This window comes from Thiomicrorhabdus aquaedulcis (assembly GCF_004001325.1).
GTDB lineage: Bacteria > Pseudomonadota > Gammaproteobacteria > Thiomicrospirales > Thiomicrospiraceae > Thiomicrorhabdus > Thiomicrorhabdus aquaedulcis.
Genome location: NZ_AP018722.1, coordinates 2104750 through 2129935, shown reverse-complemented (window position 1 = coordinate 2129935; position 25186 = coordinate 2104750). Strand labels below are relative to the sequence as shown.

The following is a 25186-nucleotide window of genomic DNA, read 5'->3' as shown; positions in this document are numbered from 1 at the left end:
GTTTTCACAAAATGGGCGCCACAATGCGTGCGATGTTTTCAATTAACCTGGGGTAAGGTTGTTGTTGTGGTTGATAGGCTTGGCTGTGGGCTTGAAGGCTTTGGCACCACTCAGTAAGTTCTTGCAGCAGCGGGGCGTGGTAAAGAACGTTAACCACCTCATGGTTAATAAACAATGAACGATAATCCAAGTTGGCGGAGCCAACTAAGGCGCATTGCTGGTCAATTATAATCAGTTTGGCGTGCAGCATAGCGCTTTGATCTAGCCATACTTTGCCACCGGCCTCATGGAGTTGACGCATAAACGAACTGCGCGCTAAATCGAAGATTAAGTGATCCGAGGTTTGAGGCGTAATGAGTTCAACTTGCACGCCGCGTTTGCAGGCGATGAGCAGAGCGTTTAGTACGCTGCTGTCAGGAATAAAATACGGACTGACAATTTTAATGCTGAGTTGTGCGCTGTACAGCATAAGCAAAAGACTTTCAAACAGTGCGTCGCTGGTAATGTCTGGTCCAGATGGAATGACGTGAACGGTTTGTGTGTTAAGCGAGGTTTGTGCGCTTTGACCAGGCCTGGTGGGTTTTAAAGCGTGCTTTACATTTGGCTTTATACTTGGTTTTAAATTGGATTTTAAATTGGGCTTTCCAGTGGTGTATTGCCAGTCGGCGTTAAATATATGTTGATAGTGTTCGACCATGGTGCCGTGCGCCTTTAACATCAAGTCATTCCAGCCTTGGGTGTTGGTGGTTTTGCCAAGGTAATGATGGGTTAGGTTCATGCCGCCGGTAAAGAGAGTTTGGTCAAAAAGATAAATTTTGCGGTGGTTGCGTAGGTTAATTTGGCTGCTAAAAAACGCCTTAATTAAAGGCTGAAAAAACGCAAATTCGCCACCTGCTTGAGTCAGTGTTTGCAAGGGTTTTGGTCGGCGATACAGTTCAAACGAGCCAATCGCATCCATTAATAAACGCACCTTAACGCCTTGTTGTGCCTTAACAATCAGCGCGTCTAGTATGGCTTGCCCGGTTGCGTCTAATTCAAAAATATAGGTTTGTACATCAATGTGTGACTGAGCTTGAGTCAGTGCAAGCATAAATTGTTCAAATGCACTTTGGGCATTGGGGCACAGCGTAAGCTCGTTGTTGGACGAGGCTGGTGTGAGCTGGTTGGTTGTGAGCAATATATCCAGTTGCAGACACAGTGGGACGGGTAAAGGTTGGCTTGTTTGATTATAAAAGGGTTGAGCGGATTTAAACTTGGGTAAAACCGACGGTTGACGGTAAAAAATTTTGCGCGACCCCAGTACCGCATACAGTAGTAAACCCAGTCCGGGCAACAGCAACAACGCCATAAGCCAAGCCATAATGTTTTGCGGTGAACGGCGTTGATAAAGCATGTGTAATAAGGCCGCACTTACCAACAGTAAATACAGTTGAACCCAGATAAACGAATGGTCAAGCGACAACATAAAGGTGCAGACCTATAAAGTAAGATGGTTAAAAGGAGACCTTAGGTCTCAAAAGGTTTCTTTAGCATAAAGGGATTAGGCGAAAATCGCCAGCGAAGAAATGAGGCAAGCGCCCATAAAACCCATAAACTTGCGTAATGGGACGTTTGTTTTGAATGTGTAAATTAAAACGACCAGGCCTGGTTAAACGTGTTTAACCAGGTCTGGTGAAGTGTGTGGTGCGGTTATTACGTTAAACTGCAGCGTTATTAAATTTACTTTGAGTTAACGCACAGGCTGACGCCAGTCATTTCTGTGGGTTTGGCAATGTCCATTAAGTCGAGTAAAGTGGGAATAACGTCGGGCAGTGAGCCGCCGTCACGTAACACGCACTCTCTTGGCCCCACGTACACGCATTGCACCGGAAACGTGGTGTGCGAAGTAAATGGGTCGCCGGTAATGGGATCAACCAACATCTCTATATTGCCGTGATCGGCGGTCACAATGACTTGGCCGTTGGCTTTTTCGATGGCCGTCAAGATTTTTCCCAGTGCCTCATCAACCGCTTCAACCGCTTTAATGCAGGCCGCAAAATTGCCAGTGTGTCCCACCATGTCGGGGTTGGCAATGTTGCAAATAAATGTGTCGTATTTACCCGATTCGATGGCGCCTACCAGTTTTTCGGTGAGTTCGCCCACGCTCATTTCGGGTTGCAAATCGTACGTGCGCACTTGAGGAGAGGGCACTAAAATACGGTCTTCACCGGGATAGGGGGTTTCGAGTCCGCCATTTAAAAAGAAGGTAACGTGGGCGTATTTTTCGGTTTCGGCAATGCGCAATTGCTTAAGGTTTAAGTTTGAAACCACTTCACCAAAGGTGTTTTTAAGATCCGTAGGGCCGTATGCAATGGTTGCACCCAAGCTTACAAACGTTTTATTGTATTCGGTAAGCGTCACAAAATGGCTTAGTACAGGCGTTTTGACGCGTTCAAATTCGTTAAATTCAGGGTTTAAAAACGCGTTGGTTAACTGGCGTGCGCGGTCAGAGCGGTAATTCATAAACAGCACCGAATCGCCATCGTTTATGTGCGCGGCTGGCTCTGTATTGATGATAACCGTGGGCTGAACAAACTCATCGTTTTCGCCACGTGCGTAAGCCGCTTCAACGGCCTCCGCTGCGCTGGCTGCGCTAAACGAAGCTTGGGCGCAACACAGCGTGTTGTAAGCGGCGGTTACACGTTCCCAACGATTGTCGCGGTCCATCGCGTAAAAGCGGCCAATCACGCTCACAATACGACCGCCAGTTTGCGCTAGGTGCGCTTCTAATTGTGCAATGTAAAGTAACGCACTTTGTGGGGGAGTGTCGCGGCCGTCGGTAAAAATATGCACCAAGGGAGTGGCTCCACGTTGCACCGCCAAAGTGATCGCCGCTTTAATGTGCTCGATGTGCGAATGCACGCCGCCGTCTGATAACAGACCAAAAATATGCACTTGAGCGTGCTTATTAACCGCCGCGTCAATGGCTTGAATAAGGGTTGGGTTGGTGAAAAATCCACCTTCATCAATGTCTTTTTGAATGCGCGTGAGTTCTTGATACACCACGCGCCCCGCGCCCAAGTTGGTGTGACCTACCTCGGAGTTACCCATTTGGCCGTGTGGCAAACCCACCGCCATGCCCGATGTGTGAATTAACGCATGCGGCCGTGTGGCCATAAGCTGATCCCAGTTGGGTGTGTTACCTTGGGCAATGGCGTTGTGTTCACGTTCTTCGCGGTAGCCCCAACCGTCTAAAATAAGTAAGCCAGTCGGGCGGTTTTTAGGGGTGTGGGCGGATGTGTTTACTGGGGTTGGTTCTGATGTTACCAAATTGTCGGAGTGGCTCATGTGCGATATCTACCATAAAAATGAATAATTCCATTTATTGTAGCCACTTTCACTGTTAAAATCATCCGCTTTGACATCGGTCTATTCAGGGTATTTGAATGTTTATTGAATTTATGCAAGAACAAGTGATTTTATTTATCGCCTTAGCCATTGTGGTGGCCATGTTAATTTACAGTTACGTGGGTGAACGTTTGGCGGGGTTTAAAACGGTTAATTCGACCGAAGCCACGCGCATTTATAACGACGACGCTTATGTGTTAGACGTGCGCACCGCGGGCGAATTTCGCGAAGGTTATATTGGCAACGCCGTAAATGTTTCAGTCACCGAGTTGGCGGCAAAAATGAATACGCTCCCCAAAGATAAAACCGCGCCCGTGTTGGTGTATTGTTTAAGCGGCGCGCGTTCGGCACGTGCCGCAGGCATGTTGGTTAAAAACGGCTACACTCAAGTGTTTAACTTGGCGGGCGGTTTAAATGCCTGGAAGTCGGCAGGCTTGCCAGTCGGTCGTGAACGTTCAAAAAAAACCGCGCCAAATAGCCAAGTCGGTTAAAACCCAATCAACCAATCCAATTGAATCGATTGAGACAAACATTAAGGAGAATAAAATGGCTGAAGTCACTATTTATTGCACCATGAGCTGCCCTTATTGCACCATGGCCAAACGGTTGCTGGATTCTAAAGGCGTTAAATATCAGTCGATTGACGTGGGTGGAAATGCGGCATTATGGGCTGAAATGGAAGCCAAAACAGGTCGCAATACCGTGCCGCAAATTTACATTGGCACGCACCATGTGGGTGGGTTTGACGATTTGTCGGCCGCCGATAAGCGCGGTGAAATTGATCCGCTGCTAAACGCGTAACACACTTATTTTTATACGGCGCGCAAGCGCCTTTTGTTTTTGTGTGGTGATGTTTGTAAATGTCTACTTACGTTTAAAACTCTTTCAACCCCCTATTATTTTTAACGCATTTTAAGGAATTTCCATGTCGGAACAATCCCAGCAAGCCTTTGTGATTCAAAAAGTTTACACCAAAGACATTTCATTTGAATCGCCCAACACTCCGGCTATTTTTACCTCGCAATTTCAACCCACGTTAGAAGTTAATTTAAACGTTGAAAGCGCGCCGTTAGAAGAGGGGATTTATCATGTCGTGGTGCGCGTTACCGCGACCACCAAGGTCGAAGAACGCACGGCTTTTTTGTGTGAAGTCGCGCAAGCCGGTATTTTTACCTTAACAGGGTTTAGTGAAACTGAAATGGGCTATTTGTTGGGCGTGCAATGCCCTAACGTACTGTTTCCGTATGCGCGCCAAGCGATTTCGGATTTGGTCGCCAAAGGCGGTTTTCCACAACTGTTGCTCGAACCGGTTAATTTTGAATCTATGTACGCCGAACATTTGCACCAAGCAAAGGGTTCGGACACCGCGCAATAGTTTGTTATTAAAATGACTCAACTCACCGTTGCTGTTTTAGGCGCAGGCGCTTGGGGAACCGCGTTAGCCATTCACTTGGCTAAAGTGGGGCATAATGTGACCTTGTGGGCGCACAGTGCAACGCACGCCGAGCAATTGCTGGTACACCGTGAAAATCGTCGCTATTTACCGGGTGTTGCTTTGCCGTCTGGTTTAAGCGTGACCTCGCATTTGCCACAAGCGATTGCGGCGGCAACGGCGGTGTTGGTGGTGGTGCCAAGTAATGTGTTTCGTAGCGTATTGCATCAATTAAACCCTTTGTTAATTCAACCAGGCCTGGTGCATGTTGCCTGGGCCACCAAAGGTTTTGAGCCTGATACGCAATGTTTGCTGCACCAAGTGGCTCAACAAGAGCTGGGAGACCAAGCGTTATTAACCGTGTTGTCGGGGCCAACCTTTGCCGATGAAGTGGCTAAAGGTTTACCTACTGCAATGGTCAGTGCTTCGGTGCTGGAAAGCGAAGCGCAATTTTGGGCCGATTTATTTCACGCCCAGGCATTTAGAATGTATACCCAAACCGATGTGGTTGGCGTTGAGGTGGGCGGCGCGTATAAAAATATTATTGCGATTGCCACGGGTGTCAGCGATGGTTTGCATTTAGGCGCCAACGCCCGTGCGGCTTTGGTGTCGCGCGGCATGGTTGAGATGATGCGTTTGGGTCAAGCTTTGGGCGGTCAACCGGAAACCTTGATGGGTTTGGCGGGTTTAGGTGATTTGGTATTAACCTGCACCGATGATTTATCGCGTAACCGTCGTTTTGGTGCTAAGTTGGCGCAAGGCAATGTATCACCCCAAGCGGCTATGGCCGAAATTGGTCAAGTAGTCGAAGGGGTTAAAGCGGTGCGAGCCGTCAAACAAATTGCCGAACGCTTAAAACTCGATTTGCCCATTATGGAGCAAGTCTATCGCTTGGTGGTCGAGCAGTGCAGTCCAAAAGCAGCGGTGCAAGAGTTGCTGGCGCGTTCGGGTAAGTCTGAGGCTTAACATTTAATAAGTGCGAGTAAAAACACAACTGACCAGGCCTGGTCAGTTGTGTTTTTATGTTTAAACGTATTTAAACGCGTTAAACGTGTTAAAGATTAGGGTTAAAGCCTAATTGTCGCCACGCTTCATACACCACTACCGACACGGCGTTGGCCAAGTTTAAGCTTCGGCCGCCGGGAATCATCGGAATGGTTAAGCGCTGTTGTTCGGGCAGGCTGGCAATCACTTCGGCGGGTAATCCACGGGTTTCGGGGCCAAATAAAAAGGCATCGCCGTTTTCAAACTGCGGCTCGGTATAGTAGCGGGTGGTTTTGGTGGTAAGGGCAAACACGCGGTTGGGTTTAATGTGTTCTAAGCAGGCGCTTAAATTAGCGTGCTCTTGTAAGTTGGCCAACTCAGCGTAATCCAAACCTGCGCGACGCACTTTTTTTTCACTTAAATCAAAGCTGATGGGGTGAATAAGGTGTAAATGCGCACCCATGTTGGCGCTTAAACGAATCAGTGCGCCAGTGTTTTGCGGGATTTCAGGTTCATAAAGAATAATATGTAGCATATAGGAAGTCAGTCTGTGGTTGATTTATCAGTAAATATTTGTGGAATTCAGTGCACTTCTCCGGTGGCCATGGCCTCGGGTAATGCTGGGTACGGCATAGAATACCAGTCTGTTTCGGGCTTTGCCAATCAAGATGTGGGTGCGGTGTTTTTAAAAGGCACTACCTTAGAACCCAAGTTAGGCAATAAGGCCGAGCGCGTTATGGAAACCCCCAGCGGTTTACTCAACTCAATTGGTTTGCAAAATCCAGGCGCGCGCGAAGTGATTCGCAGTTATTTGCCTAAGTTAGACTTAAGCCAGTCGCAGTTTATTATTAATGTGTCGGGTTCAAGTATTGAAGAGTATGCCGAGGTGGTGCGATTGTTTGATCAAACTGCCTTGCCTGCCATGGAGATTAACATTTCGTGTCCCAATGTTAAAAAGGGTGGGGCGGCGTTTGGCAATGACCCCGATATGGCGGCGCGCGTGGTTGAAGCGTGTCGAGCACAAACCAGCAAACCGCTTATTGTAAAGTTGTCGCCCAATCAAACCGATATTGCGCAAGGCGCACGCAGAGTGATTGAGGCCGGAGCCGATGCGTTATCAGCTATTAATACTTTAATGGGCATGCAAATTGACATACATTCACGCAAACCTACATTAGGCAATAACCAAGGTGGTTTGTCAGGCCCGGCTATTAAGCCTATTGCACTGTTAAAGGTACACCAAGTGTATCAAGTGGCAAAATTGCACAATATTCCTATTATTGGTTTGGGTGGTATTAGCAGTGCAGAAGATGCGATTGAGTTTTTTTTGGCGGGCGCGTCCATGGTGGCCATGGGAACGGCCTTGGCCAAAGATCCCTTGCTGGCTAAAAAATCAACAAAGGCATTGCGCAATACATGCAAAAAAATGGCTTTACACAGGTTTCTCAGATGACTGGGTTGCTGTCTTTAAACACCGACACTGTGTTGTGCGGGTAATGACAATTTGAGACCTTTGCACGAGTCAGGTGCAAAGGTCTCAACTTATAAACAATGGAACACACAATGATCCCAGTAAACGATCAACTTGCCCTCATTAAACGTGGTGCAGAAGAAATTTTGGTAGAAAAAGAGTTAATTGAAAAACTGCAAAGTGGTCGTCCTTTGCGCGTCAAGGCCGGATTTGACCCAACAGCAGCCGATTTGCACCTTGGGCACACCGTGCTGATTAATAAGCTTAAGCAGTTTCAAGACTTAGGGCACGAGGTGCTATTTTTAATTGGTGACTTTACCGCCATGATTGGTGACCCAACCGGCAAAAGCCAAACGCGTCCGCCACTTACCCGTGAAGAGATCGAAAAAAATGCCGAAACCTACAAAGAACAAGTCTTTAAAATTTTAGATCCTGCTAAAACCACGGTGATGTTTAACTCAGAATGGATGTCTAAAATGAGTGCCGCTGAGATGATTCAATTGGCCAGCACCGTCACGGTGGCCAGAATGTTAGAGCGTAACGATTTTAACGATCGCTACAAGTCCAACACGCCCATCGCCATTCATGAGTTTTTGTACCCATTGGTGCAAGGTTACGATTCGGTCGCTATGGAGGCCGATATTGAATTGGGCGGAACGGATCAAAAATTTAACCTATTAATGGGTCGCACTTTACAAGGCCATTATAGCAAGCCGCAACAATGCACCTTAACCATGCCCATTTTAGAAGGATTGGACGGTGTACAAAAAATGTCCAAGTCGTTGGGCAATTACATTGGTATTAAAGACGCACCAAACGATATGTTTGGCAAAATCATGTCAATATCGGACGTATTAATGTGGCGTTATTATGAACTGCTTAGTTTTGAACCTATGGACGTCATCAATGGATACAAATTGGCCGTCGAACAAGGTGAGAACCCACGTAATATAAAAGTAAAACTGGCGTTAGAATTAATCACGCGTTTTCACAGTAACGAGGATGCACAATCCGCGCTACACGATTTTGAAACACGTTTTAGCAAAAACGCCATTCCTGACGATATGCCCGAATTCACGTTTAAAGGTGAAATGTCTTTAGCTGCACTGTTAAAAGAAGCAGGCCTGGTCGATTCAACTTCTGAAGCACATCGAATGACTCAACAAGGTGCGGTAAAAATAAACGGCGAAAAAGTACAAGACAGTCGCCAAATGATGCCCTCCAATACAACGAGTGTTTATCAAGCCGGTAAACGTAAATTTGCCCGTGTAACACTCGAAGATTAAATTTATTCATAAATAGTTCGTTGGTTTAATTAAGAGTGGTAATGCTTAAAGCCTGATACTTATATTAAGTATCAGGCTTTTTTGTTTTAACAATATGTCCTATAAACCCAAATCAACCAGGCCTGTCCAAAGCAAAATGTGCATAAAGCTGTGGATAACGCCTGAGTAAGGTGTAGAAAGAGCAAAGATTCACAAAAACGAAACGAAAAAGACAAAAAAGAGCAAAAAAAGAGAGGGGAAGGGGTTGCGCTGTGAAGTGAAATGGATAGAATACGCGGCGTTCCAAACGAAACGCAAAAGCAAAACGAAAAGCGGGTTGGAAAGGAAAGAAAGAAGCGGTAATGTTATTGGTATTGAGAAAAGAGTTTGAAAATAGTTTGAAATAATTATTGACAACCTAGAACGAACCACTTACAATACGCAGCTTACCGAGACAGAAACGCAGAACATCGCGAACTGGCTCGAAGAGACCTAAGTTCTTTAAAAATCAGGTAATTCAGAGATAATTTATGTGGAAGCTCCCTAAGTGAGTGACCCGATAAAAAATCTCGAAACGACAAAATTATGTAATAGGTAGAAGAAATTCTTCCATGCAAAAATCTTGTCAATTCCGAGTTGTAATAAGTCCAGAGATGGACTCAAAACATATCAGCAAGATTAAACTGAAGAGTTTGATCCTGGCTCAGAATGAACGCTGGCGGTAGGCTTAACACATGCAAGTCGGACGGTAGCAGGAAATAAGTTTACTTATTTTGCTGACGAGTGGCGGACGGGTGAGTAACGCGTGGGAATCTACCCTATAGTTGGGGACAACGTATGGAAACGTACGCTAATACCGAATATGCTCTACGGAGTAAAGGAGCCCTCTTCATGAAAGGTTTCGCTATAGGATGAGCCCGCGTAAGATTAGCTAGTTGGTGAGGTAATGGCTCACCAAGGCGACGATCTTTAGCTGGTTTGAGAGGATGATCAGCCACACTGGGACTGAGACACGGCCCAGACTCCTACGGGAGGCAGCAGTGGGGAATATTGGACAATGGACGAAAGTCTGATCCAGCCATACCGCGTGTGTGAAGAAGGCCTTCGGGTTGTAAAGCACTTTCAGTTGGGAGGAAGATTAAGTAGTTAATACCTGCTTAGTTTGACGTTACCTTCAGAAGAAGCACCGGCTAACTCTGTGCCAGCAGCCGCGGTAATACAGAGGGTGCAAGCGTTATTCGGAATTACTGGGCGTAAAGCGCGCGTAGGCGGATTAGTAAGTCAGTTGTGAAAGCCCTGGGCTCAACCTAGGAACTGCATCTGATACTGCTAGTCTAGAGTTTAGTAGAGGGAAGGGGAATTCCAGGTGTAGCAGTGAAATGCGTAGATATCTGGAGGAACATCAGTGGCGAAGGCGCCTTCCTGGACTAAAACTGACGCTGAGGTGCGAAAGCGTGGGTAGCGAACGGGATTAGATACCCCGGTAGTCCACGCCGTAAACGATGTCAACTAGTTGTTGGTCTTATTAAAAAGATTAGTAACGAAGCTAACGCGATAAGTTGACCGCCTGGGGAGTACGGTCGCAAGATTAAAACTCAAAGGAATTGACGGGGGCCCGCACAAGCGGTGGAGCATGTGGTTTAATTCGATGCAACGCGAAGAACCTTACCATCCCTTGACATGTAGAGAATTTTCCAGAGATGGAGAAGTGCCTTCGGGAACTCTAACACAGGTGCTGCATGGCTGTCGTCAGCTCGTGTCGTGAGATGTTGGGTTAAGTCCCGCAACGAGCGCAACCCTTATCATTAGTTGCTACCATTTAGTTGAGAACTCTAATGAGACTGCCGGTGATAAACCGGAGGAAGGCGGGGACGACGTCAAGTCATCATGGCCCTTATGGGATGGGCTACACACGTGCTACAATGGGGAGTACAAAGAGCAGCCAACTGGCGACAGTGCGCGAATCTCAAAAAACTTCTCGTAGTCCGGATTGGAGTCTGCAACTCGACTCCATGAAGTCGGAATCGCTAGTAATCGCGAATCAGAATGTCGCGGTGAATACGTTCCCGGGCCTTGTACACACCGCCCGTCACACCATGGGAGTGGATTGCAAAAGAAGTAGGTAGCTTAACCTTCGGGAGGGCGCTTACCACTTTGTGGTTCATGACTGGGGTGAAGTCGTAACAAGGTAGCCCTAGCGGAAGCTGGGGCTGGATCACCTCCTTTAAGATATACCAAGGGTTACAAGCTTAGACGAGCTTTCACATAAATTGTCTCTGAATTACTGAAGAAATGAACGACCCGGGTCTGTAGCTCAGTTGGTTAGAGCGCACCCCTGATAAGGGTGAGGTCGGTGGTTCAAATCCACCCAGACCCACCATATTGGGGCTATAGCTCAGCTGGGAGAGCGCCTGCCTTGCACGCAGGAGGTCTGCGGTTCGATCCCGCATAGCTCCACCAATATTACGTTTAATAAATTCTGTTTAGACAGAGTGTATTAAAAGTCGTATTGGCCAGTATTCGTACTGAAAGATAGTGTACTTAAAGTTCTTTAAAAATTTGGAATAGATCTCGAATGTTAATTAAACCTTAACATAAGAGAACCTTTTATGACGCCGACAAGATGTCATAAAAGGGTTGCAAGTCGCCCTTCCAGCGGCTTGTAGCAAATGCTGGAGAGAAAGGTTATTAATACGTTAATAACCTGGATCTCCAAGTAAAAGGTAAAAACATACATATATTATTGAGAATACTCAAGCGTATATCATGACAGCGAAGAATCTTAGTTGCGTATGCACTTAAAAGGTCTTGTTTGGGCGCGAGTTCAAAACAAAAGGACAAGACAAACCAATAGGTTACTTTTGAGTTGTATAGTTAAGTGATTAAGCGTACACGGTGGATGCCTAGGCGGTAGAAGGCGATGAAGGACGTAGTAACTTGCGATAAGCCACGGGGAGCTAGTAAACAAGCTTTGATCCGTGGATTTCCGAATGGGAAAACCCATCCGTAAAGGATATCCCTTAGGGGAGGCTAACCAGGAGAACTGAAACATCTAAGTAACCTGAGGAAAAGAAATCAACCGAGATTCCCTAAGTAGCGGCGAGCGAACGGGGACCAGCCCTTAAGCTGACATAAGAATAGTAGAACAGTCTGGAAAGTCTGACGATACAGGGTGATAGTCCCGTACACAAAATTCTTTTATCAGTGAAAACGAGTAGAGCGGGACACGAGAAATCCTGCTTGAAGATGGGGGGACCACCCTCCAAGGCTAAATACTCTCTACCGACCGATAGTGAACCAGTACCGTGAGGGAAAGGCGAAAAGAACCCCTAAAGGGGAGTGAAATAGAACCTGAAACCGTGTACGTACAAGCAGTAGGAGCAGACTTGTTCTGTGACTGCGTACCTTTTGTATAATGGGTCAGCGACTTACATTATGTAGCGAGGTTAACCGAATAGGGGAGCCGTAGGGAAACCGAGTCTTAAATGGGCGTTTAGTTGCATGGTGTAGACCCGAAACCGGGCGATCTATCCATGGCCAGGTTGAAGGTGCCGTAACAGGTACTGGAGGACCGAACCCACGTATGTTGAAAAATGCGGGGATGAGTTGTGGATCGGAGTGAAAGGCTAATCAAGCCCGGAGATAGCTGGTTCTCCTCGAAAACTATTTAGGTAGTGCCTCATGTATCACTCTAGGGGGTAGAGCACTGTTATGGTCTAGCGGTCCGTCAAGGATTAGCAGCCCATTGCAAACTCCGAATACCTAGAAGTGCAATCATGGGAGACAGACTGCGGGTGCTAACGTCCGTAGTCAAGAGGGAAACAACCCAGACCGCCATCTAAGGTCCCTAAATATTACTCAGTGGGAAAGGATGTGGGAAGGCTTAGACAGTCAGGAGGTTGGCTTAGAAGCAGCCACCCTTTAAAGAAAGCGTAATAGCTCACTGATCGAGTCGGCCTGCGCCGAAGATTTAACGGGGCTAAGTAATATACCGAAGATGCGGATGCACATAGTGCATGGTAGAGGAGCGTCGTGTAAGCCTGCGAAGGGGCATTGGAAAGTGTCCTGGAGGTATCACGAGTGCGAATGCTGACATGAGTAGCGATAAAGGGAGTGAAAAGCTCCCTCGCCGAAAGACCAAGGTTTCCTACGCAACGTTAATCGACGTAGGGTTAGTCGACCCCTAAGGCGAGGCTGAGAAGCGTAGTCGATGGGAAGCAGGTTAATATTCCTGCACTTTTTATAACTGCGATGGAGGGACGGAGAAGGCTAGATTATCCAGGCGATGGTTGTCCTGGTTTAAGATTGTAGGTAGAGAGCTTAGGCAAATCCGGGCTCTTAATACTGAGAATTGATGACGAGTCCTCTTTTGGACGAAGTAATTGATGCCATGCTTCCAAGAAAAGCTTCTAAGCTTCAGGTTATAGAGAATCGTACCCCAAACCAACACAGGTGGTCAGGATGAGAATTCTAAGGCGCTTGAGAGAACTCGGGTGAAGGAACTAGGCAAAATAACACCGTAACTTCGGGAGAAGGTGTGCCCCTGCCGGTGAAAGGACTTGCTCCAATAGCTAGTGGGGGTTGCAGAGACCAGGTGGCTGCAACTGTTTACTAAAAACATAGCACTGTGCAAAATCGAAAGATGACGTATACGGTGTGACGCCTGCCCGGTGCCGGAAGGTTAATTGATGGGGTTAGCGCAAGCGAAGCTCTTGATCGAAGCCCCGGTAAACGGCGGCCGTAACTATAACGGTCCTAAGGTAGCGAAATTCCTTGTCGGGTAAGTTCCGACCTGCACGAATGGCGTAATGATGGCCACACTGTCTCCACCCGAGACTCAGCGAAATTGAAATCGCAGTTAAGATGCTGCGTACCCGCGGCTAGACGGAAAGACCCCGTGAACCTTTACTACAGCTTTGCACTGGACTTTGACACTATCTGTGTAGGATAGGTGGGAGGCTATGAAGCAGAAACGCCAGTTTTTGTGGAGCCGTCCTTGAAATACCACCCTGGTATTGTTGAGGTTCTAACCTAGAGCAGTGAATCCTGCTCAGGGACAGTGTATGGTGGGTAGTTTGACTGGGGCGGTCTCCTCCTAAAGAGTAACGGAGGAGCGCGAAGGTACCCTCAGCACGGTCGGACATCGTGCAATGAGCGCAAGAGTAAAAGGGTGCTTGACTGCGAGACTGACACGTCGAGCAGGTGCGAAAGCAGGTTCTAGTGATCCGGTGGTTCTGTGTGGAAGGGCCATCGCTCAACGGATAAAAGGTACTCCGGGGATAACAGGCTGATACCGCCCAAGAGTTCATATCGACGGCGGTGTTTGGCACCTCGATGTCGGCTCATCACATCCTGGGGCTGAAGTCGGTCCCAAGGGTATGGCTGTTCGCCATTTAAAGTGGTACGCGAGCTGGGTTTAGAACGTCGTGAGACAGTTCGGTCCCTATCTGCCGTGGGCGTTGGAAAATTGAGAGGGGCTGCTCCTAGTACGAGAGGACCGGAGTGGACGAACCGCTGGTGTTCGGGTTGTCATGCCAATGGCATTGCCCGGTAGCTACGTTCGGAAGGGATAACCGCTGAAAGCATCTAAGCGGGAAACCTGCCTCAAGATAAGTTTTCCCTAGACTATAAGTCTTCTAAAGGGCCGTTGGAGACTACGACGTTGATAGGCAAGGTGTGGAAGTGCAGTAATGTATGAAGCTAACTTGTACTAATTACCCGTGAGGCTTAACTATACAACTCAAAAGTGACTTTGAAGTTGTGGTATACGCACTTGAGTATGATCAATAACAGTAAGAGGGTGGATGTGAGAGCATCTACTCCTTGTGTATGTGTGTTACCGAATGAAATGAGATCTATTTCAAATAAATAAAGAACTTTGGGGGTTGTTGTCTAGAGAATAGACGACAGCCACCAGCACCAAATTGCTTGGTGACAATAGCAAGATGGAACCACCTGATCCCATTCCGAACTCAGAAGTGAAACGTCTTAGCGCCGATGGTAGTGTGGGAGTTCCCATGCGAGAGTAGGTCATTGCCAAGCTTATATCCTAAAACCCGCCTTGCTTCTGCTTCGCGGGTTTTTTTTGCCTGGGATTTTCGATTTTAGGTTTTTGAGTACGTACTAAATATGTTAAATATTTCTTTATTACGAACCCTTTTTTGTACTGAGTTACCAATGGTTGAATTTACAGGTTTTGAAGAGCTTAAATCAACTAATGGTTATTTAAAAAACAAAGTAAAGTCTTTAGACAATTCATGTTTAAAACCACATTTTTGTATTACGAATCATCAAACTGCTGGTTATGGTCAGCGTAATAAGAATTGGTTGAGTAACTCTGAGTGTCTAACGTTTAGTGTCTTGCTTAAAGTTCCTGTTAATCTAGTTGATTTAGATGGTTTACCTTTAATATTAGGCTTGACCCTTATAGAAGGCTTGTCGGACAGATTTGAGCAAGATTTGTTTATTAAGTGGCCAAATGATCTTTACACTACAAAAGGTAAATTTGGAGGGCTTTTAATTGAAGTTGTTTCATATAAACCGAATTATTGCTGGTTGATCATTGGTGTTGGATTGAATTTATCAAATAATTTAGAACTCTCTGGTGATTCTTTAGCCGCACCGATAGATTTTCTTAAGTCAGAAGTAGAATTTAACTTAGAAATTCTTTTGGTGAAATTAGTTGAGCGATTAATTAACTCATGCGATAACTATTCAAAAAACACTTTTTCACAAATGCATGCTCTTTATACAAAGTATGATTTTTTCAAATTAGACCAAGACGTTATTGTGTATGATAATCAGGGTTTTTTTAAAGGAAAATACAAGGGGTTGTCGGCAACTGGTGCGGTTAGAATTTTACAAGAAAATAAAATTATAACGTTTCGTTCTGGAAGTGTTTCAATTAGGCCTTTAGAATATTATGGATAAATTATTTTTGGATGTTGGAAATAGTAGAGTTAAAGCGGCCGTGGTAAGTGGTGGTGACTACTATTATATTGGTGCTTATGATTTAAACGGGTTTTTAAACGATAGATCTTCTTTTACTGATTTAAAAACGGCTTTATTGTCTGGTGGGTTTGATAATATAACAGAAGTATTTATATCTTCTGTGACATCTATTGATGTTTTAGAAGAAATTAAGACCGCTATTTTAGAGATGTGGGGCGTTTTTGCCATTGTATTTACCTCACAACAGTCTTGTTGTAATTTAACGTCTGGTTATGATGTTTTTCATCAGCTAGGCGTTGATCGTTGGATGGCCTTGCAAGGTGGACTGCAACTATGTAATGAGCCCTTTATTGTTGTGGATGCCGGAACCGCAATGACAGTAGATGCAGTGGTCGATGGTCAGCATCTTGGTGGTTTCATTGTTCCTGGTTTAACCAGTTTACGTTCCGCACTTGTTAAAGATGCCTCTGCTTTAGCATTGGTTTCAGTGTCTATGAGTGATTCCTCCTCAGACGCCTTGTATGCCGACAATTTATTAGCCACTAACACTGAATCTGCCGTTTTAGGTGGAACGTTGTATATGAGCGCGGCCTTTATAAATCGTTTTGTGGAAGATTTAAATCAACAGGTTGGCACTTATTTTAAAGTGTTCTTAACCGGTGGTGACGCAGCGGTATTGCAGCCGTTAATAGACGTCAAAACAGATAAGATTTTTGACTTAGTTTTGAAAGGCATGGTAAGTATACAAAAGCTCAAAAAGTCTTAAAAAAGTTGACACTTAAAATTTAAATCTTATAATACGCAACATCAGCCGACATAGCACAACTGGTAGTGCAACTGATTTGTAATCAGTAGGTTGGGAGTTCGAGTCTCTCTGTCGGCACCATATATTAAAACCCACGTTATCTTTAGGTAGCGTGGGTTTTTTTTAATTTTCAATGTTGTTTGATTTTTTAATAAAAGTCTCAAATCATTACAATTAGAAGGCTTTTTTTAGTTTATGGGATTCGTAAATTGAATTGCGTACAGACTAACTGCTATAATAAAAAATATTGTTAAAAACCGGAAAAGCCGAATGAACCAACAATCTAGTTATACAAAAGAAGAACTGTTATCGAGTGGCCGAGGTGAGCTTTTTGGCCCTGGTAACGCGCAATTACCTTTACCGCCGATGCTAATGATGGATCGCATCACTCACATCTCTGAAGAAGGTGGTGCCTATGGCAAAGGGCAAATTCGTGCTGAATTAGACATAACAAAGGATTTATGGTTCTTTGAGTGTCACTTTAATGAAGATCCGGTTATGCCAGGTTGTTTGGGGTTGGATGCGATGTGGCAACTTATTGGATTTTTTCTAGGTTGGACAGGCGGTCCCGGACGTGGACGTGCCTTAGGTTCGGGTGAAGTTAAGTTCTATGGACAAGTTTTACCAACGGCTAAGAAAGTTGAATACGTAATTGATATGAAACGTGTCATAAAACGTAAATTGTATATGGGCTTGGGTGACGCTAAAATGTTCGTTGATGGTCGTGAGATTTATAGCGCACAGGATTTAAAAGTCGGTTTATTTACCAATACGGATAGTTTTTAAATTATGAAAAGAGTTGTCATTACAGGTGTAGGGATTGTTTCGAGTATTGGAAACAATGTTGATGAAGTAACAGATTCTTTGCGTAATGGCCGCTCTGGCATTGTTTTTGCGCCAGAATATGCAGAAAATGGTTTACGCTCTCAAGTTCATGGTGCTGTCAAAAACCTTGATTTTGCCGAACTGATTGACCGTAAACAATTGCGCTTTATGGGCGATGCAGCGGCGTACAGTTATATTGCTATGCAGCAAGCGGTGAATGATTCTGGGCTTAGTCCAGAGCAAGTGTCGAATCCTCGGACTGGTTTGATTGCGGGTTCTGGCGGCGGTTCAAACTCCAATTCTACTCAAGCGGTAGAAATAGCGCGCGACAAAGGTGTTCGTCGCGTGGGTCCTTATATGGTGACTCGTACCATGGGGTCTACTGTATCAGCCTGTTTAGCCACGCCGTTTAAAATTAAAGGTATTAATTACTCAATTAGTTCAGCATGCTCAACCAGCGCTCATTGTATTGGTGCAGCGATGGAGCAAATCCAATTAGGCAAACAAGATGTTGTTTTTGCAGGCGGTGGAGAAGAGCTGCATTGGACGATGTCGGTTTTGTTTGATGCCATGGGTGCGTTGTCTACAAAATACAATGACACGCCAGCTTTAGCCTCGCGCGCTTACGACGCTGATCGCGATGGCTTTGTGATTGCTGGCGGCGGTGGAATGGTTGTGGTTGAGTCGTTAGATCACGCTCTTGCACGTGGTGCCAAAATTTACGCTGAAATTACCGGTTACGGTGCAAATTCGGATGGTTATGACATGGTCGCTCCCTCGGGTGAGGGTGCGGTGCGTTGTATGCAGATGGCGCTGTCTACTGTAAGCGGTGATATTGACTACATTAATCCGCATGGTACGTCTACGCCAGTGGGTGATACAAAAGAAGCGGCCGCTATTCGCGAAGTGTTTGGTGCTAATATTCCAAAGATCAGTTCGACTAAATCAATGTCTGGCCACTCTTTAGGTGCGGCGGGTGTGCATGAGTTTATTTACAGCTTATGTATGCTAGAAAATGACTTTATTGCGCCGTCTATCAATATTGACAATCTAGATCCTGAATGCGAAGGAATGCCGATTGTGACCCAGTTAATTGAAAACGCTGGCTTAAATCGCATTATGAGCAATAGTTTTGGGTTTGGTGGAACCAACGCATCGGTGGTCTTTGAGCGTTATAAAAAGTGATAAAGGCTTAAATTGCATTGTTCTAAATGACCAGGCCTGGTTATTTAGAGTTTTAAACAAAGAATGTATTGTTAAAAACCGAGTGATAATTTTTTATCACTCGGTTTTTTTATGTCTGGTGTTTGGTGAGCGATGCTCTATTAAGAGCAATTTTTAGACTGCTGTTGATATTCACGCGCTTTATTGGACACTTTTTTGGCTACATTAACCAACCACTCTTTTTTAAGATAGGTCATTCTTGAGTAACCGCCATGGCCTTCATGATAGGCCAAGTAGAGTTTAAAGGTGTCGTTGCGAGGAATTTTTAACCGTGTAAACGATTGATGGTTATACCAGCCAATAAAGTCTAATGCATCGTTAATATTAGAACGGCTAGCGGTCCAATTTCCAGTGCCCTTTTGATAGTCGTACCAGGCCTCATCCTTAGCCTGAGCGTAACCATATGCGGTTGAGGTTCTAGGCAGCGGTACCATTCCAAGGGCATAAGGTCTAGGCGGTTGGGCGTGCGGTTTAAAGCGAGATTCTTGATGAACAATCGCCAGTAAAATGTGTGGCGGTGTGCCCCAGCGTTTAAAGGATTTATTTGCACCTTCCAGCCAGGCTTTGTCGTGCCCAACAATCGAGCACATGTTATTGTGAGTTGTCGCAGGAGGAGGGGTTGTGCTGCAGCCAGAAAGCAAGATAATAAGCGCGGTAAGGACTCCGAGTCGTACTTGGTTGTGTAACGTATTTTGGTTCATAAGACGTTTCCAAATTGAAAGGTGTGTCTGAAAATGGCGGCTTTTTCAGCGTTAAGAATTTCGACGTGCCACGTACCCAGCCAGGCGTTACTAAGTGGCTGCTGACTTGCAATTGTCGTCTGTGGATTGGTAAGGTCGAAGGCGGAAGTGTTTATAATTTTTTCATTAAAACGCCAGCGTAAATATACTGTTTGTTTGCTTTCGGTGGGCTGAAGTAGCGTAGCCGTGAAATGCAGTAATCTAATGTGCTTGGGTACATGCTGGTCAAACGATTGCTGTATGGTTGGTGCAGACGAAAGCTCTTTGTGTGGCGCACTTAGTTGATATGAGGTTACATTAAACGTGCTCAGTGTGTTGGTTAGCAAAGGTTGTAACGGCGCAGTAAGGTAAGCATTTTGTTGCTGACTTTTTAAATCGGCGCTTAGGTCATCGCGTTGTTCTATAGTCAGCAGGCTCAACTGAATAGGCTTGGCATGCGCTAATGCTTGGGAAGCGTTGGATGTCTCTTTACTTACTAAAGACGGTTTTTGGGCTTTTTCGGTTTCGGCATTATGCACCATTAATGCTCCTGTGCTTATGCCCCCTAACATTAGGATGATAAACCAGCCAAGTCGTGCTCGCCAATTAGGTTGGTGTATGGTTTGCAGATTAATGGCCAAATCTTGCTGTGCTTGTTCCCAGCCTTGCTGAAAGTATTGGCGTAACTCAAGATCACGACGCACTTCACTGGGCAGATTCATTAACGATTTACCTTCGAGTGCCAACCGATACCCTTTTTTAAAGGCATGTTGAAAATGCACGTTGTCAGTATCGGGTAGCGTCATAGCGGGTCGTGTAAATCTGTTTGAAAATACGTTAACGCATTATGGCCAATTTAACGGGATTGGTCAAATAACGCTTCAGTAAACTCTTTGCCTTCAAAAGGACGTAAGTCATCAATTGATTCGCCCACGCCAATAAACCGAATGGGAATGTTATTTTGTTGAGCCAAAGCAAAGACAATTCCACCTTTTGCTGTGCCATCTAGTTTGGTCAGAGTAATGCCGCTGACGCCTACGGCATCGTAAAATTGCTGGGTTTGGTTGAGCGCGTTTTGCCCAGTTCCGGCATCAATCACCAGCATCACCTCATGCGGTGCATTAGCGTCTACTTTCTGTATGACGCGTTTTACTTTTTTAAGCTCTTCCATTAAGTTGGATTGAGTGTGAAGCCGTCCAGCAGTATCAGCAATGAGAATGTCTATTTTTTTAGCTTTGGCTGATTGAATCGCATCAAAAATAACCGCGGCAGAATCGGCACCGGTTTTTTGTGCTATTACGTTGACATTATTGCGCTCGCCCCAGGTTTGCAGTTGTTCTACTGCCGCAGCTCTAAAGGTATCTCCGGCGGCCAGCATGACGGACTTGCCTTCTTGTTGAAACTTTTTGGCGAGTTTTCCAATGGTGGTGGTTTTGCCCACGCCGTTAATACCAACCATTAAAATAACAAAAGGGCCGTCATTATTCGCTAAAAAGTCATCCACGTTTAAGGGATGCACAATAGGTGTTAGCATGGCTTGCAATTGCATTTTAAGCGCGTTAATAAGGCTTTCTGGGTCTTTTAGTTCTTTACGGCTGACTTGTTCGGTTAGGTGTTTAATGATGCGATCGGTGGCGGCCATGCCTACGTCAGCGGTAAGTAAAATCATTTCAAGTTCTTCGAGTAAGTCGTCGTCAATCTCTTTACGGCCTAACACCAGACCAGCCAAGCTTTGGGTGAAACTTTGGCGTGTTTTGCTTAAGCCCTGTTTAAGACGCGTAAAAAAACCGGCTTTGGTTGGCTTGACGAGTTGTTCTGTTGTTTCTAACCTAAGCTCGGGTGAGTTTTGTGGCGTGGAGTTAACAGCAATGTCAGCAGATGCAGTCACGATTGCGTTTGGTTCAGCGGATGGCTCACTTGCCACGTCAGCGGTGTTGGTCAGGCTAATAAGGTCTTGGGCGGGTGTTTCTTGGGTTGGCAAAGGAGCATCGTCGGGTTGTGTGGTTTTTTTGCGGCGTAAAAAGCTAAACATGAGGGCGTTCCATTATGGTCTTATGACTGTATTTTGTGGCGTTGAATGCTGTTCGCCCCATCTTAAAGGTTTATTAAAGGGCGATTATTGATACTTGTAAAGATTATTGATACTTGTAAATTTATATTTGGGTATTATAAAGTAATTCCCCCGCCTTGTTGCGGCCTTAACAGATTGGCATTAGGAAGAAAATATGAATCTTAGTTCCTCAAAATGGCTTACTCAAACTTTATTGTTTACCAGCGTGTCTTTACTAAGCGCGCACAGCATGGCTAGCATGACCCAGTATCAACTGGATAACGGTATGCAGGTTATTGTTAAAGAAGATCATCGTGCGCCTGTTGTGGTGCAGCAAGTCTGGTATAAAGTGGGCTCAACCTATGAACCCGTTGGGCACACGGGTCAGTCGCACATGCTCGAACACATGATGTTTAAAGGCACTAAAACGCTTAAACCCGGCGAGTTTTCTAAAATAGTGTCGCAACTGGGTGGACAAGAAAATGCGTTTACCAGCGCCAACTATACAGCCTATTATCAGGTGGTAGGTACGCCACATTTAGAGACCGTAATGCAATTAGAATCCGATCGCATGCGCAACGTGGTAATTGACGAGGCTGAGTTTTTAAAAGAGCGAGATGTGGTTACCGAAGAGCGTCGATGGCGTTTGGAGGACAAGCCCAGCTCAAAACTTAATGAACAATTTAATGCGACAGCGTTTATGAGCAGTCCGGCACGTAACCCAGTTATTGGCTGGATGAATGATATTGAAAGTTACACAGCAGACGATTTACGCCAATGGTATCGCCAATGGTACGCCCCAAACAACGCCACGCTTGTGGTGGTTGGCGATGTTGAGCCTAAGGCGGTATTAGCACTGGCAAAAAAATATTACGGGGGGTATCAGCCCGAAACATTGCCTACGCTTAAGCCGCAAAAAGAAATTGAGCAAGAGGGCATTCGCCGTATAGAGTTAAAGGGAGCCACCCAAGTGCCGTCGTTGCAAATGGGGTTTCACGTGCCCAGTTTAGTGACAGCAGAAGACAAAAACGAAGTTTATGCATTATCTGTGCTCAGCAGTATTTTGTCTGGCGGAGCCAGCAGTCGTTTGCAAGTAAGTTTGGTGCGCAATCAAAAATTGGCGGCGGGTGTCAGCGCCTCGTACAGTGCCACCGACCGTTTAAGTACTTTGTTTGAGTTGTCAGGTGCGCCCGTGGCTGGTCACAGTGTGAGCGCGCTTGAAGAAGCTTTGTTGGCTGAAGTTGAAAAGCTTAAAACGCAACTGGTCAGTCAAGATGAGTTAGAAAGAGTTTGGGCAATGGATGAGGCTCAGCACGTTTATCATCAAGATTCAATTCAGGCACAAGCATCGATTATTGGCGCATTGGTAAGCGTAGGATTGCCCGCTAATACGTATGATGATTGGATTGAAAATTTACGCAAAGTCACGCCTCAAATGGTGCAAGCGGTAGCCAAAAAATATTTAGTTCGTGATAATTTAACCGTTGCCACGCTTTACCCTGACGGCAAAGATCATTCCAATATTAAAGCCTACACAGGGAGATTGTAATGCCTTCATTAATACAGCAATCCTTTAAAGCGAGCATTCAACCAGGCCTGGTTAAATTGGCAAGCTCTTTGGTAATGGGGTTTACGTTGTTAGTGTCCGTTGCACAAGCCGGTATTCAAGTTGAAACTTGGCACACGCAAAAGGGCACCAAGGTGATGTATGTGGCGGCACCGCAATTGCCCATGCTGGACATTGACGTGACCTTTGATGCAGGCAGCGCGCGTGATGGCGATAAACCAGGCGTGGCTTACATGACCACTTTGTTGTTGGGCACGCAAACTAAAACCTTGAGCGAACAAGCGCTGGCTGACAAAACCGATGCTTTAGGCATAAATTTAGGCGGCGATGTGCAACGCGACACAGCGAGTTTTTCACTGCGTACCTTAACACGCTCTAGCATTTTAACGCCCGCACTGGCCTTGTTTAGCGACACTTTAACCGAGTCGGTGATGAGTGAAGAGGTGTTTTTGCGTGAAAAAGCCCGGGTGTTGGTAGGCTTAAAGCAAAAGCAAGTGTCACCCGAAAATTTGGCCAATGAGGCCTTTTGGGCGCAGTTGTACGCCAATCATCCCTATGCTCATCCTGTGCAAGGCACTGTTGATAGTGTTAAAAATATAACTCTTAACGACCTTAATGCATTTTACAAACGCTATATGGTGGCTCAAAACGCCACCATTTCTATTGTTGGTAATGTGACCAAAGCGCAGGCGCAAACCATTGCTGAACAGTTGTTTGCCAAGGGTGCGATTGGGCAAAAACCCGAACCCTTAGCGGCACCGATAAAAAGTAAACAAGCTGTGCAGAAAAACATAGAGTTTGATTCGAGCCAAACCTATTTTAGGTATGGTCAGCTTGGGGTCGAACGCGGTCATCCAGACTATTATGCGCTGTTTTTAGGCAATCATTTATTGGGAGGCAGCGGCTTTGGTTCATTGTTAATGGCAGAAGTGCGCGAAAAACGCGGATTGGTGTATGGCATTAGCAGTGGCTTTGCGCCTATGCGCTATGCAGGACCGTGGAGCGTGGCGTTGTCGACTAAAAATCAAAGTGCTAAAGAGGCTCAAACAGTGGTAGAAAATACCCTTAAAGGCTTTATGCAAGATTTTGACGCGCAACAGTTTGAGGCGATTAAAGATAATTTAGTGGGTGGGTTTCCGTTGCGCATTGACAGCAACGGCAAAATTATTGGTTACATCTCTATGATGGGGTTTTATAACTTGCCGCTGGATTATTTAGAAGCGTTTCCCAATGCTATGGCTCGTTTAACCAAACAAGATGTTTTGGCCGCTTGGCAACGTCAGATTGATTTAAACGCCATGACCACGGTAATGGTGGGTAAGCCGCAGTAATGCATGCATCAATTTGCACCCAATGACCAGGCCTGGTCATTGGGTTGCGTGTTAAAGGGCGAGTTGCATTACCGAGTCTCTAATTTGCAAATAGGCTATTAAAAACTCAAATAACATCCGCCAAAACAACTGCATAAACGCCAACGCCACCACAAAACTCATTATTAATACTAGGCGGTGTCGCCAAGACAGTGTGCTCCAAAACTGTGTTTTAGCCGCTTGATATGCCGTGCGCGCGTGTTGGTATTTGGTTAGTAACCAAAAACTTAAACCCCAAGCCATAAAAGGCATAACTAAGGCACCCGTATAATAAAAAACCATTAACGCTTCAAAGCTAATAAAACGCTTAAACGTTAAAAAATCAAACAAAGTATCCATTAGCGACTCCCATAAACCATTTGAGACCTTTGCATTTCACTGGTGCAAAAGTCTCCATTTACCTTAACAGGGTTGTAAAGGTCTTAATCTTGTCTAAAATCATTATCCCTCAAACTCCACGCTTAACAAAGCCGACCAGGCCTGGTCAAACTATCCACAGCACTAAAACCACACAAGCGGTAAAAGCAACTTTGGGCGAGATTCGTTTAATTGGTGGGCAATGGCGTGGTCGAAAACTCCCAGTAGTTTCACAAGACGGTTTGCGACCTACCGCCGACAGAGTGCGTGAAACCTTGTTTAATTGGCTGCAATATACCGTGCCTGGGGCGCGGTGTTTGGATGTGTTTTCGGGCAGTGGCGCTTTGGGGCTAGAAGCGTTATCGCGCGGTGCACAAGCGGTGACATTTTTAGAATTATCCACAGCCGCCAGCGCGCAACTTACAGCCAATATGGCCACGCTAAAGGTAACGTCCTTGCAAGCTCAAGTGGTTCAAGGTGACGCATTAGCTTGGATTGAACGTCAAGCAATCGATGAGAACCCTCGGTTTGACGTGGTGTTTTTAGACCCACCGTTTAACCAAAGTCTGATGCAACCGGCTGTGGATAAGTTGTTGAAAAGTTCTCTTTTAGACTCTCACCAGGCCTGGTTGTATTTGGAGCAAGAAAAAAATACACCTTGGCCAAACTTACCCAATGATTGGCGCTGTCATCGTCAAAAAACCACCTCGCAAGTACGTTACGGCTTGTTTTGTCGGGACGCAAACGGCGCTCGATGAACGCCGTTTGGCGTGTATTTT

General features: G+C 45.6%; 20 protein-coding genes, 3 tRNA genes and 3 rRNA genes. 19 read left to right on the top strand and 7 right to left on the bottom strand.

Features of this window, described 5'->3' with window-relative positions:
- Positions 1-4: 4 nt before the first annotated feature.
- Together cls and gpmI are read right to left on the bottom strand one after the other, a co-directional pair.
- Positions 5-1465 (bottom strand): cardiolipin synthase, encoded by a 1461-nt coding sequence (cls, locus tag EP181_RS09765; RefSeq protein ID WP_127471460.1) that lies wholly within the window; start codon positions 1463-1465, stop codon positions 5-7.
- Positions 1466-1719: 254 nt separating this feature from the next.
- Positions 1720-3327 carry a 2,3-bisphosphoglycerate-independent phosphoglycerate mutase gene (gpmI, locus tag EP181_RS09760; RefSeq protein WP_127471459.1) on the bottom strand — a complete coding sequence of 536 codons (1608 nt, stop codon included), beginning with the start codon at positions 3325-3327 and terminating at the stop codon, positions 1720-1722.
- A gap of 98 nt (positions 3328-3425) precedes the next feature.
- Between gpmI and EP181_RS09755 the strand changes: the two genes are divergently transcribed.
- From EP181_RS09755 to EP181_RS09740, 4 genes are all read left to right on the top strand, one after another.
- Positions 3426-3878, top strand: coding sequence for a rhodanese-like domain-containing protein (locus tag EP181_RS09755; RefSeq protein WP_127471458.1), 453 nt, complete (start codon positions 3426-3428; stop codon positions 3876-3878).
- 55 nt (positions 3879-3933) lie between these two features.
- Complete coding sequence (grxC, locus tag EP181_RS09750; RefSeq protein ID WP_127471457.1) at positions 3934-4188, top strand: glutaredoxin 3; 255 nt, start codon at positions 3934-3936, stop codon at positions 4186-4188.
- A gap of 124 nt (positions 4189-4312) precedes the next feature.
- Positions 4313-4762 carry a protein-export chaperone SecB gene (gene secB / locus EP181_RS09745; RefSeq protein WP_127471456.1) on the top strand — a complete coding sequence of 150 codons (450 nt, stop codon included), beginning with the start codon at positions 4313-4315 and terminating at the stop codon, positions 4760-4762.
- 12 nt (positions 4763-4774) lie between these two features.
- Complete coding sequence (locus tag EP181_RS09740) at positions 4775-5785, top strand: NAD(P)H-dependent glycerol-3-phosphate dehydrogenase (RefSeq protein ID WP_127471455.1); 1011 nt, start codon at positions 4775-4777, stop codon at positions 5783-5785.
- A gap of 88 nt (positions 5786-5873) precedes the next feature.
- Here the strand turns inward: EP181_RS09740 and EP181_RS09735 are convergent, their stop codons facing one another.
- Positions 5874-6338: a tRNA (cytidine(34)-2'-O)-methyltransferase gene (locus tag EP181_RS09735; protein WP_127471454.1), complete on the bottom strand. Its 465-nt coding sequence runs from the start codon at positions 6336-6338 to the stop codon at positions 5874-5876.
- 15 nt (positions 6339-6353) lie between these two features.
- On the opposite strand from EP181_RS09735, the gene EP181_RS09730 reads away from it, so the two are divergent.
- From EP181_RS09730 to fabB, 12 genes are all read left to right on the top strand, one after another.
- The gene (locus EP181_RS09730; RefSeq protein ID WP_232023421.1) at positions 6354-7256 is read left to right on the top strand and encodes a dihydroorotate dehydrogenase; all 903 of its coding nucleotides are present in this window, start codon (positions 6354-6356) and stop codon (positions 7254-7256) included.
- A 110-nt stretch (positions 7257-7366) separates the two neighbouring features.
- Positions 7367-8560 carry a tyrosine--tRNA ligase gene (gene tyrS, locus EP181_RS09725; RefSeq protein ID WP_127471453.1) on the top strand — a complete coding sequence of 398 codons (1194 nt, stop codon included), beginning with the start codon at positions 7367-7369 and terminating at the stop codon, positions 8558-8560.
- 659 nt (positions 8561-9219) lie between these two features.
- Positions 9220-10765, top strand: a 16S ribosomal RNA gene (locus EP181_RS09720).
- A gap of 77 nt (positions 10766-10842) precedes the next feature.
- Positions 10843-10919 (top strand) — tRNA-Ile (locus EP181_RS09715).
- A gap of 4 nt (positions 10920-10923) precedes the next feature.
- Positions 10924-10999, top strand: a tRNA-Ala gene (locus tag EP181_RS09710).
- A gap of 412 nt (positions 11000-11411) precedes the next feature.
- Positions 11412-14274: ribosomal RNA gene (locus tag EP181_RS09705) — 23S ribosomal RNA — on the top strand.
- A gap of 192 nt (positions 14275-14466) precedes the next feature.
- A 5S ribosomal RNA gene (gene rrf, locus EP181_RS09700) occupies positions 14467-14581 on the top strand.
- Together the 16S, 23S and 5S rRNA genes with 2 tRNA genes alongside form the textbook arrangement of a ribosomal RNA operon.
- Positions 14582-14668: 87 nt before the next feature.
- The gene (locus tag EP181_RS09695; RefSeq protein ID WP_127471452.1) at positions 14669-15469 is read left to right on the top strand and encodes a biotin--[acetyl-CoA-carboxylase] ligase; all 801 of its coding nucleotides are present in this window, start codon (positions 14669-14671) and stop codon (positions 15467-15469) included.
- Positions 15462-16256, top strand: coding sequence for a type III pantothenate kinase (locus EP181_RS09690; RefSeq protein ID WP_127471451.1), 795 nt, complete (start codon positions 15462-15464; stop codon positions 16254-16256). Before EP181_RS09695 ends, EP181_RS09690 begins: the two co-directional genes overlap by 8 nt.
- Positions 16257-16300: 44 nt before the next feature.
- Positions 16301-16376: transfer RNA gene (locus EP181_RS09685), tRNA-Thr, on the top strand.
- A gap of 189 nt (positions 16377-16565) precedes the next feature.
- Entirely contained in the window at positions 16566-17081 is a 516-nt protein-coding gene (gene fabA / locus EP181_RS09680; RefSeq protein ID WP_127471450.1) for a 3-hydroxyacyl-[acyl-carrier-protein] dehydratase FabA, read from the top strand.
- A 3-nt stretch (positions 17082-17084) separates the two neighbouring features.
- Entirely contained in the window at positions 17085-18305 is a 1221-nt protein-coding gene (fabB, locus tag EP181_RS09675; RefSeq protein ID WP_127471449.1) for a beta-ketoacyl-ACP synthase I, read from the top strand.
- Positions 18306-18445: 140 nt separating this feature from the next.
- Here the strand turns inward: fabB and EP181_RS09670 are convergent, their stop codons facing one another.
- From EP181_RS09670 to ftsY, 3 genes are read right to left on the bottom strand one after another with little or no spacing between them, the layout of a single operon-like run.
- Entirely contained in the window at positions 18446-19045 is a 600-nt protein-coding gene (locus tag EP181_RS09670; protein ID WP_127471448.1) for a transglycosylase SLT domain-containing protein, read from the bottom strand.
- Complete coding sequence (locus EP181_RS09665; protein ID WP_127471447.1) at positions 19042-19869, bottom strand: DUF2914 domain-containing protein; 828 nt, start codon at positions 19867-19869, stop codon at positions 19042-19044. The genes EP181_RS09670 and EP181_RS09665 overlap by 4 nt, the downstream gene beginning before the upstream one ends.
- A gap of 50 nt (positions 19870-19919) precedes the next feature.
- On the bottom strand, positions 19920-21095 hold the full coding sequence (gene ftsY / locus EP181_RS09660; protein WP_127471446.1) for a signal recognition particle-docking protein FtsY: 1176 nt from the start codon (positions 21093-21095) through the stop codon (positions 19920-19922).
- A 193-nt stretch (positions 21096-21288) separates the two neighbouring features.
- Between ftsY and EP181_RS09655 the strand changes: the two genes are divergently transcribed.
- Both EP181_RS09655 and EP181_RS09650 read left to right on the top strand, forming a co-directional pair.
- Positions 21289-22662 carry a M16 family metallopeptidase gene (locus tag EP181_RS09655; protein ID WP_127471445.1) on the top strand — a complete coding sequence of 458 codons (1374 nt, stop codon included), beginning with the start codon at positions 21289-21291 and terminating at the stop codon, positions 22660-22662.
- Entirely contained in the window at positions 22662-24011 is a 1350-nt protein-coding gene (locus EP181_RS09650; protein ID WP_232023420.1) for a M16 family metallopeptidase, read from the top strand. Before EP181_RS09655 ends, EP181_RS09650 begins: the two co-directional genes overlap by 1 nt.
- 51 nt (positions 24012-24062) lie before the next feature.
- Here EP181_RS09650 and EP181_RS09645 read toward each other — a convergent pair whose 3' ends face one another.
- Entirely contained in the window at positions 24063-24389 is a 327-nt protein-coding gene (locus EP181_RS09645; protein WP_127471444.1) for a DUF4282 domain-containing protein, read from the bottom strand.
- A gap of 89 nt (positions 24390-24478) precedes the next feature.
- On the opposite strand from EP181_RS09645, the gene rsmD reads away from it, so the two are divergent.
- The gene (gene rsmD, locus EP181_RS09640) at positions 24479-25165 is read left to right on the top strand and encodes a 16S rRNA (guanine(966)-N(2))-methyltransferase RsmD (RefSeq protein WP_232023419.1); all 687 of its coding nucleotides are present in this window, start codon (positions 24479-24481) and stop codon (positions 25163-25165) included.
- Positions 25166-25186 lie beyond the last annotated feature (21 nt).

Bases quoted from the DNA above. Each gene is read 5' to 3' on its own strand.
- cls (WP_127471460.1), bottom strand. From the start codon at position 1,465: ATGTTGTCGCTTGACCATTCGTTTATCTGGGTTCAACTGTATTTACTG.
- gpmI (WP_127471459.1), bottom strand. From the start codon at position 3,327: ATGAGCCACTCCGACAATTTGGTAACATCAGAACCAACCCCAGTAAAC.
- EP181_RS09755 (WP_127471458.1), top strand. From the start codon at position 3,426: ATGTTTATTGAATTTATGCAAGAACAAGTGATTTTATTTATCGCCTTA.
- grxC (WP_127471457.1), top strand. From the start codon at position 3,934: ATGGCTGAAGTCACTATTTATTGCACCATGAGCTGCCCTTATTGCACC.
- secB (WP_127471456.1), top strand. From the start codon at position 4,313: ATGTCGGAACAATCCCAGCAAGCCTTTGTGATTCAAAAAGTTTACACC.
- EP181_RS09740 (WP_127471455.1), top strand. From the start codon at position 4,775: ATGACTCAACTCACCGTTGCTGTTTTAGGCGCAGGCGCTTGGGGAACC.
- EP181_RS09735 (WP_127471454.1), bottom strand. From the start codon at position 6,338: ATGCTACATATTATTCTTTATGAACCTGAAATCCCGCAAAACACTGGC.
- tyrS (WP_127471453.1), top strand. From the start codon at position 7,367: ATGATCCCAGTAAACGATCAACTTGCCCTCATTAAACGTGGTGCAGAA.
- EP181_RS09695 (WP_127471452.1), top strand. From the start codon at position 14,669: ATGTTAAATATTTCTTTATTACGAACCCTTTTTTGTACTGAGTTACCA.
- EP181_RS09690 (WP_127471451.1), top strand. From the start codon at position 15,462: ATGGATAAATTATTTTTGGATGTTGGAAATAGTAGAGTTAAAGCGGCC.
- fabA (WP_127471450.1), top strand. From the start codon at position 16,566: ATGAACCAACAATCTAGTTATACAAAAGAAGAACTGTTATCGAGTGGC.
- fabB (WP_127471449.1), top strand. From the start codon at position 17,085: ATGAAAAGAGTTGTCATTACAGGTGTAGGGATTGTTTCGAGTATTGGA.
- EP181_RS09670 (WP_127471448.1), bottom strand. From the start codon at position 19,045: ATGAACCAAAATACGTTACACAACCAAGTACGACTCGGAGTCCTTACC.
- EP181_RS09665 (WP_127471447.1), bottom strand. From the start codon at position 19,869: ATGACGCTACCCGATACTGACAACGTGCATTTTCAACATGCCTTTAAA.
- ftsY (WP_127471446.1), bottom strand. From the start codon at position 21,095: ATGTTTAGCTTTTTACGCCGCAAAAAAACCACACAACCCGACGATGCT.
- EP181_RS09655 (WP_127471445.1), top strand. From the start codon at position 21,289: ATGAATCTTAGTTCCTCAAAATGGCTTACTCAAACTTTATTGTTTACC.
- EP181_RS09650 (WP_232023420.1), top strand. From the start codon at position 22,662: ATGCCTTCATTAATACAGCAATCCTTTAAAGCGAGCATTCAACCAGGC.
- EP181_RS09645 (WP_127471444.1), bottom strand. From the start codon at position 24,389: ATGGATACTTTGTTTGATTTTTTAACGTTTAAGCGTTTTATTAGCTTT.